The sequence below is a fragment of the Acinetobacter courvalinii genome (genome assembly GCF_014635545.1).
In the GTDB taxonomy this organism is placed as follows: Bacteria; Pseudomonadota; Gammaproteobacteria; order Pseudomonadales; family Moraxellaceae; genus Acinetobacter; species Acinetobacter courvalinii.
On the sequence record NZ_BMDA01000009.1, the window covers coordinates 46,128 to 53,921 of the forward strand.

7 protein-coding genes are annotated in these 7,794 nt (G+C 40.5%); 4 read left to right on the forward strand and 3 right to left on the reverse strand.

All coding sequences use genetic code 11. The features are described 5' to 3' along the window. Positions 1 to 10 precede the first annotated feature (10 nt). From dnaK to IEV39_RS18280, 3 genes are all read right to left on the reverse strand, one after another. Entirely contained in the window at positions 11 to 1,957 is a 1,947-nt protein-coding gene (gene dnaK / locus IEV39_RS18270; RefSeq protein ID WP_005281520.1) for a molecular chaperone DnaK, read from the reverse strand. Positions 1,958 to 2,109: 152 nt separating this feature from the next. Next, complete coding sequence (gene grpE, locus IEV39_RS18275) at positions 2,110 to 2,655, reverse strand: nucleotide exchange factor GrpE (RefSeq protein ID WP_005228204.1); 546 nt, start codon at positions 2,653 to 2,655, stop codon at positions 2,110 to 2,112. A gap of 159 nt (positions 2,656 to 2,814) precedes the next feature. After that, positions 2,815 to 3,708, reverse strand: coding sequence for a LysR family transcriptional regulator (locus tag IEV39_RS18280; protein WP_005281517.1), 894 nt, complete (start codon positions 3,706 to 3,708; stop codon positions 2,815 to 2,817). A 107-nt stretch (positions 3,709 to 3,815) separates the two neighbouring features. On the opposite strand from IEV39_RS18280, the gene IEV39_RS18285 reads away from it, so the two are divergent. From IEV39_RS18285 to IEV39_RS18300, 4 genes are all read left to right on the forward strand, one after another. Beyond that, positions 3,816 to 4,670 (forward strand): MBL fold metallo-hydrolase, encoded by an 855-nt coding sequence (locus tag IEV39_RS18285; RefSeq protein ID WP_005281514.1) that lies wholly within the window; start codon positions 3,816 to 3,818, stop codon positions 4,668 to 4,670. A 387-nt stretch (positions 4,671 to 5,057) separates the two neighbouring features. Continuing rightward, on the forward strand, positions 5,058 to 5,294 hold the full coding sequence (locus IEV39_RS18290) for a hypothetical protein (protein ID WP_005281513.1): 237 nt from the start codon (positions 5,058 to 5,060) through the stop codon (positions 5,292 to 5,294). Between the two features lie 358 nt (positions 5,295 to 5,652). Beyond that, a complete protein-coding gene (locus IEV39_RS18295) occupies positions 5,653 to 6,723 on the forward strand; it encodes an alpha/beta hydrolase (protein WP_005281510.1) in 1,071 nt (356 codons plus the stop codon). A gap of 130 nt (positions 6,724 to 6,853) precedes the next feature. Further along, positions 6,854 to 7,411, forward strand: coding sequence for a peptidylprolyl isomerase (locus IEV39_RS18300; RefSeq protein WP_004776438.1), 558 nt, complete (start codon positions 6,854 to 6,856; stop codon positions 7,409 to 7,411). Positions 7,412 to 7,794: the final 383 nt, after the last annotated feature.

Below are 7,794 nucleotides of genomic sequence, written 5' to 3' on the forward strand. Positions count from 1 at the left end.
AAGAGACAAATTATTTTTTGTCATCTTTTACTTCTGTGAACTCAGCATCTACAACGCCATCGTCCGCTTTTTGTTGTTGACCCGCATCGCCACCTTGGAATGCATTTGGATCAAAACCTTCTGCGCCGCCAGCTGCACCTTGTGCTTGTTCATAAGCACGTTGTGTAATTGGCATCAAGATGTTTTGTAAAGCTTCAGTTTTCGCTTTGATGTCTTCAACATCATTTTCTTTAGTTGCTGCTTCAAGTTCAGAAACGGCAGTGCTTACAGCTGTTTTTTCATCTTCAGTGACTTTATCACCAAGATCTTTCACAGCTTTGGTCGAGCTTGAAATTAATGCATCAGCTTCGTTACGTGCTTTTGCAAGTTCTTCAAACTTACGGTCTTCTTCTGCATTCGCTTCAGCATCTTTGATCATTGCTTCGATTTCAGCATCAGACAAACCTGAGTTTGCTTTAATCTGGATCGATTGCTCTTTACCTGTGCTCTTATCTTTCGCTGATACTTTCAAGATACCGTCAGCGTTGATGTCGAACGATACTTCAATTTGCGGTACGCCACGTGGAGCAGGTGGGATATCGCCTAACTGGAAGTTACCCAACAATTTGTTTTGTTGAGCCATTTTACGTTCACCCTGGTAAACCGAAATGTCTACTGCAGGCTGGTTATCAGCAGCGGTAGAGAACACTTGTGATTTCTTCGCAGGAATCGTGGTGTTTTTCTCAATGATCGGAGTCAATACGCCGCCCATTGTTTCGATACCTAAAGTTAACGGTGTTACGTCTAATAAAAGCACGTCAGTTTTGTCACCAGACAATACTGCACCTTGAATCGCTGCACCAATCGCAACTGCTTCGTCAGGGTTCACGTCTTTACGTGGCTCTTTACCGAAGAATTCTTGTACTTTTTGTTGTACAAGTGGCATACGAGACTGACCACCAACCAAGATTACGTCAGAGATGTCAGAAGTCGAAAGACCTGCATCTTTAAGTGCAATACGGCAAGGCTCAATTGTACGAGCAACTAAGTCAGCAACCAAACCTTCAAGTTTCGCACGTGTTACGTTGATCACTAAGTGTTTAGGACCAGTCGCATCAGCGGTGATGTATGGAAGGTTAATTTCAGTTGCATTTGATGAAGAAAGCTCGATTTTTGCTTTTTCAGCAGCTTCTTTCAAACGTTGTAACGCAAGTGGATCATTTTTCAAGTTCACACTTTGTTCTTTTTTGAATTCTTCAACTAGGAATTCAATTAATGCGTTATCAAAGTCTTCACCACCAAGGAAAGTATCACCGTTTGTTGATAACACTTCGATTTGTTGGTCGCCATCAAGGTCTGCGATTTCAATGATTGATACGTCAAAAGTACCACCACCTAAGTCGTAAACTGCAACTTTACGGTCGCCTTCTTTTTTGTCCATACCGAACGCAAGTGCAGCAGCAGTTGGTTCGTTAATGATACGTTTAACGTCTAAGCCAGCGATTTTACCCGCATCTTTAGTTGCTTGACGTTGCGCATCGTTAAAGTAAGCAGGAACAGTAATCACTGCTTCTGTAACTGTTTCACCTAAATAGTCTTCTGCAGTTTTTTTCATCTTTTTCAAGATTTCAGCAGAGATCTGTTGAGGTGCTAATTTTTTGTCATTTACTTCAACCCAAGCATCACCATTGTCAGCTTTGATGATTTTGTAAGGTACAAGACCGATATCTTTTTGTACCGCTTGGTCTTCATAACGACGACCAATTAAACGCTTGATCGCGAATAATGTATTTTTCGGGTTGGTTACCGCTTGGCGTTTAGCACTTTGACCTACTAAGATCTCGCCATCTTTATAAGCGATGATCGATGGAGTTGTACGTGCGCCTTCAGCGTTTTCGATTACTTTTACTTTATCGCCTTCAAGTACAGCAACACATGAGTTGGTAGTACCTAAGTCAATACCAATAATTTTTGCCATTGATTGTGTTCCTCTAAAATTTTGTTGCAATGTTTTTGCTTGTTATTCGATATGAGAGTCAATCGGTTTTTTTCAAGCATTTTTATGAAAAAAAATCAAAAAACTCTCAAATTTCTGCATTTTTGAGCAAATAAATGCTCTGCCCATGGGGATTATTGGCCCACCATCACCATGGCTGGGCGGAGTAGGCGACCATTTAAGGTATAACCTTTCTGTAAAACAGTGCCGATTTGGTTGGCTTGGGCATTTGGATCAATCCCTACCGCCTGGTGTAAATCTGCATTGAAACCATTTTGGGTATCTGCTTCGACTACGCCAAACTTCTCAAGCGTGGTCAATAATGATTTCAAAGTCAGCTTAACGCCTTCAAGTACCGGTGTTTCTTCTTCGCCAGCTGCCTGAATTGCACGCTCGAGGTTATCGACAGAATCGAGCAATTCTTTTGCGAACTTCTCAAGCACGGTATCTTTATGCTTTTCAGATTCACGTTGAATACGCTCTACACTTTTCTGCGCTTCATAAACCGCATTGGCAGTACGTGCTTTTTCTAATTTCAGGCTTTCTTCAAGTTTGGTGATTTGCGCTTGTAAATCTTCAACGCTAAGCTCGTTTGCCTGCTCTACACCTTCAGCTTGAGTTTGTTCAGTCTGTTGCTCATTTTGAATGTCTTGAGCTTGCTCATTGTGCTCATTAGCCATTGATGATCTCCGTTGAAAAAAGTTCTTAAACATGTACAGTCCTTTTGGCGTGAATGCTCTTAGGGTTAAACCCGAACTGCCACATCTTGGTCATTCATTGATAGGGATGAAGTATGGGCAAGCCGACAAAATTCAAGCGTTCAGGTCAATTTAAATCTTTTAATTTTGCTGATTTAAGTAAAAATTCAGGTTTTCAATCACAAAAGCAATAAATTCTTGGGTGATTTTGGGTAAATGTTGCCTTGACGCATAGACCAGCGACAAGGTCAGGTCAGGTGCAGAAAAATCGGTAAAGACCTGTTGCAAACGCTGCTGCGCAATGTCCTTACGTACCAGTAAGCTCGGTAGCATGGCAATACCTTCAGCTTTAAGACACATCTGATAAAGCGCAATCACATCATTGCTTTTAAACGTAACATTTAATGGATAGTTCTGGGGTTGCTGATCTGTATCAAACAAGGTCCAGTACTGGTTATGGGTATGATGCGCAATACAATCATGCTGAATCAGCTGACTGGGATGCGACAGGGGCGTGTGGTCTTGTAAATAATGAGGATGTGCGCAAAAGGTCGATTCAATCTGGCAGACAGGCCGTGCAATCAATCCATCCGCAACTTTCTGGGTAATGCGTAATGCAAGATCAACCTGAGCATCGATCAGATCTACGGTATTTTCAGTTAAATACACATCAAAATGAATCTGTGGGTAGCGTTTTTTAAATTGCTTAATACATTCATTCACGCCTAGCTGAAATAAAAACAGACCACAGGTAAAACGAATGGTTCCGTTATGTTGTTCGGGCGCAGCCAAACCTTCCAGTAACTGTTGCTGCTGTAAAATATTCTCACAATACACCAACGCTTTTTCACCAGCGGGGGTAAGCGACACCTTACGGGTATTACGTTGAAATAACCGGGTTGAAAACGTCTGCTCAAGATGTTCCAGATAACGGGACACCATGGCTTTGGAATAATCCAGATGTTCTGCGGCTTTGCTCAGATTGCCTTGATGGGCAATACAGACAAAGACTTGAATGGCTTTTAAGGTATCCATGTTTATTATCATTGTTGCAAGATATGCAACATTTTATCTTAGTTTAGTGTGTTTCTTCAGCAATAATTGCAATTTAAAGTGTTCCTTATCAGATTGGAGACGATAAGATGAATACCAAACCTTACATCCTTGCTTTATCTGCCTTCGCAGCAACATCTGCTACATTTGCACAAGATTTAAAAATCCAGAATTTTCTGGCTCAACCTGAGCATTTTGGCGTAACTTCAACCCTAATTGAAGGGGATAAAGAAGTTTTACTGGTCAATGCGCAATTTTCTAAATCAGAGGCGTTGCGCATCGCTGCCGACATCTTGGATAGCGGTAAGACCCTAAAAACTATTTTTGTCAGTTATGGTGATCCAGATTTCTATTTTGGCTTAGACGTATTTAAACAATACTTTCCGAATGTACAAATCATTGCGACTCCTGAAACAGTGAAACATATTCAGGATACACAAGCGTTGAAAGTTGCCTATTGGGGTCCAAAAATGGGTGCGAATGCACCAAGTAAAATTTTTGTGCCACAAGCGTATAGCGCGAAGACTTTAAAACTCGAAAATCAGGATATCGAGATTAAAGGCAAAAAAGAACTGACTTATTTATGGATTCCGAGTGCAAAAGCTGTCGTTGGTGGTATTCCGGTATCTTCGGGTATTCATTTATGGACAGCCGATACCCCGACAGTCAAAGATCGTGCTGAAGTGGTTCAGGCTTTAGAAAGTATTAAGGCACTCAACCCGAAAGTAGTGGTACCTGCGCATATGAAAGCAGGAGCGGCAGAAGGTCTAGAGGCGGTGAATTTCTCGATTGATTATTTGAAGCAATATGAGAAAGCTGTGAAAAGCACAAAGAACTCGGCTGAGCTGGTGAAAAAGATGCAAACGCAGTATCCAGCGTTGGGTGAGTCGAGTAGTCTGGAACTTGGCGCCAAAGTCGTGAAAGGCGAGATGAAATGGCCTTAATTATGGGCTAATCAATGAAAACCGTGATGAAAATGCACGGTTTTTTTATATCTGCTACATTTATTTTTAATCATAATTACTTAATTGTAATCTTTTAGGACGGTTGTGCTGTGTTTCTATGAATTATAAAAAAATAAGATAATGGCTTTTTTCATTTTCTATGACAGTAAAAATCCCTGAAAGTGCTGTATTGATAAATGCTTAGCGTTTGCCGAAGGTTGAGAGAATACGTGAATTAAGCAATGAGTTGCTTTAAGAAAAATTGCAAAACAATGCGGCTTACATAACAAACTGCAACTAATCCTCATCACGTCCGTGAAAAAAATTGTGAATGATAGGCATCGCAAAGACAACTTTGCTTTTTGTCATAATGAAAGGAAATACGAAATGAAAAAGTTAGCATTGATTTCTGCAGTTGTAGCTGGTGTTGCATTAACAGCTGTAGGTTGCTCGTCTCAAGCTGGTTTGGATGCTTCTGGTTCAGCTCAAACAAGTGCAAGCCCAGCAGGCGTTCAAGGTGGCGTTGGTGTAGAAGCGGGTTCATCAGTCGATGTTCAACCAGGTGGTGCTTCTGCTGACGTTTCAGGCTCTGTATCAGGTTCAGCAGGTGCTGGCGCGCAATAATTTTTTATTGTTAAGTTCGCTTCGCATAAGATTGAACAACAGATGCCGCATTTAATCTTATTCATGTACTGCTATACATAACGCGAAGCTAACTTACTCATAAAAATGACACTTTTAAAGTGATATAAAACTAGAGCTAACCGGTTAGCTCTAGTTTTATAGTTTGACAATAAAAGCTTAAAACAGCATTGAATTGACATAAAAAGTAGCTGTGAATAAGCACTCTGGTTAATGACTTTTTAGCAATAGCCCTTTAGCGTACGACTTATTTCAAATCTTGAACTTGATCTAAGACTTTATAAAAGCATATAGTCGAAGACAACAACAATGATGGACAGAGCGAGAAAAGGGGACAGAAGTGACAGCATTACCTCCAAAAATACAAACACTGTTAGATAAAGGACAAGGCCCTGCTGCACGAGCGCTCGATAAGCTGCCCAAAATTGTACAAGAATCTCTGGCCAAGCTTTTAGGCTATCCTCATCAATATCCAGATTTAGATGCATTTACCAAGTGTCTGATGGCTGTTCAGATCAAGCAAGGCCGTATCGGTTTTATCGGTGACGATCCGATTGACTCCCGTCGTCAGTTTGATGCGCAAATGTTGGCGATTCTCAATAAACCCACTTCGATTGAATCGGTTGAAGATATTCGTTTACCGCTCCAAAGCGGCACGGTCTTCGCCCGCCATTATCATCCGGCACCCAATAAAAAATTGCCTATGCTGGTGTTTTACCACGGTGGTGGCTTTGTGGTGGGTGGTTTAGATACGCATGATGAAGCATGTCGACTAATTGCCAAGCATGCCAAAGTACAGGTTTTAAGTATTGACTATCCACTGGCACCGGAAGCTTCACCTCAGTTACTGATTAAGTCGTGTGAAGATGCATTGGCATGGGTTTATCAAAACCGCCGTCAATTGAAAATCTATAAAAACCGTATTGCGGTTGGTGGAGACAGTGCGGGTGGAAATATCAGTACGGTAGTCGCGCAACATGCTGTTGGGAAATCTTATGCACCACAAGCACAGTTACTGATATATCCTGTGGTCGACTTTAAAAGCAGACATCCATCATTCTATGCCTATGGCGAGGGGCTGGTGTTAACCAGTAAAGATGTGGACTATGTGACAGATTATTATGCGACCCAGCAAAATGTGGCTTTAGACGACCCATTAATTTCGCCGACCTATGGCAGCCTTAAAAAGTTAGCCCCTGCATATGTGATTACGGCTGGTCATGATCTACTTCATGATGAAGGTGCGATCTATAGTCATAAACTCAGACAAAATGGCGTCAAAGTGCAATACGTCGATTATCCAGACCAAACGCATGGTTTTATCAATATAACGCCCGTCTCAAGCAAAGCAAAACGCAATACCATTGAAGTAGCGAAGAACTTCAGAAAGTTCTGGGATAAACATAGTTAATGATAAAGAACCGATGTTTCACGTGAAACATCGGTTCTTTGTTTCAGGTAACAAATAGAAATAGCAAAAACAGATTTGCAAAAATAAGATGAAGATCCACAACACGTCTATTTCCAAGCTGAGAAAAGCAATGATGAAAAAGTTGTTCATTACAACAAGTTTAATTTTGGCAAGCGGTCATTTATTTGCAAATACGATGGTTGATATGAAAACCAGTATGGGGAATATTGAAATTGAGCTGTTTGATGATAAAGCACCAGTTTCAGCAAAGAACTTTGAAAGCTACGTAAAAAGTAACTTCTATACAGGTACGATCTTTCATCGCGTGATCCCTGGTTTCATGGTGCAAGGTGGCGGCCTAGAAGCAAACATGATTGAGAAAAGCACGAAAGCGCCGATTGTGAATGAAGCAAGTAATGGTTTAAAGAATACCCGTGGTACTTTGGCAATGGCACGTACCAGTGATCCAAACTCTGCAAGCAGTCAATTCTTTATTAATGTGGCGGATAATAACTTTTTAAACAAATCACCGATGGATGCGGGCTACGCCGTCTTTGGTAAGGTCACAAAGGGCATGGATATCGTTGACAAGATTGTGAGTGTTCCTACAGGGAACTATGGAATGCATCAAAATGTCCCTAAACAGCCAGTTAAAATTCTTAGTGTTCAGATAAAGAACAAGAAGTAAAAAGCAAAGCAGAAATATGAATAAAATATTTCTGCTTTAAATTTATATGGTTACAGCGAATTTGTTTGAATAGTACACATATTTATGTGTAAAAAAAGAACACTCAATAAAACAAGGGCTTAAAAAAGCTTGCACACTAAAAAAAAATCTCCTATAATGCACACATCCCGACGCAATGAAGCAAAAATAACTTAGCTTTAACGGTTAAGTTGTTAAATATTTGTTGCGTTTTATTTATCGCTGACGAGGCGATAAAGAGATCATTAAGAGAATAGAAGAACAACTTGTGTGGATTTTTACTGGTTGATCGATCGAAAATATTTCATTGATTAATTGGTTTAAATTTCTCGAAGTTTATTTGAGCAAATATATAAGTCAGTAAT

What these genes read in the sequence shown, in the direction of transcription:
- dnaK (WP_005281520.1), bottom strand. Translation starts at nt 1,957, where the DNA reads ATGGCAAAAATTATTGGTATTGACTTAGGTACTACCAACTCATGTGTT.
- grpE (WP_005228204.1), bottom strand. Translation starts at nt 2,655, where the DNA reads ATGGCTAATGAGCACAATGAGCAAGCTCAAGACATTCAAAATGAGCAA.
- IEV39_RS18280 (WP_005281517.1), bottom strand. Translation starts at nt 3,708, where the DNA reads ATGGATACCTTAAAAGCCATTCAAGTCTTTGTCTGTATTGCCCATCAA.
- IEV39_RS18285 (WP_005281514.1), top strand. Translation starts at nt 3,816, where the DNA reads ATGAATACCAAACCTTACATCCTTGCTTTATCTGCCTTCGCAGCAACA.
- IEV39_RS18290 (WP_005281513.1), top strand. Translation starts at nt 5,058, where the DNA reads ATGAAAAAGTTAGCATTGATTTCTGCAGTTGTAGCTGGTGTTGCATTA.
- IEV39_RS18300 (WP_004776438.1), top strand. Translation starts at nt 6,854, where the DNA reads ATGATGAAAAAGTTGTTCATTACAACAAGTTTAATTTTGGCAAGCGGT.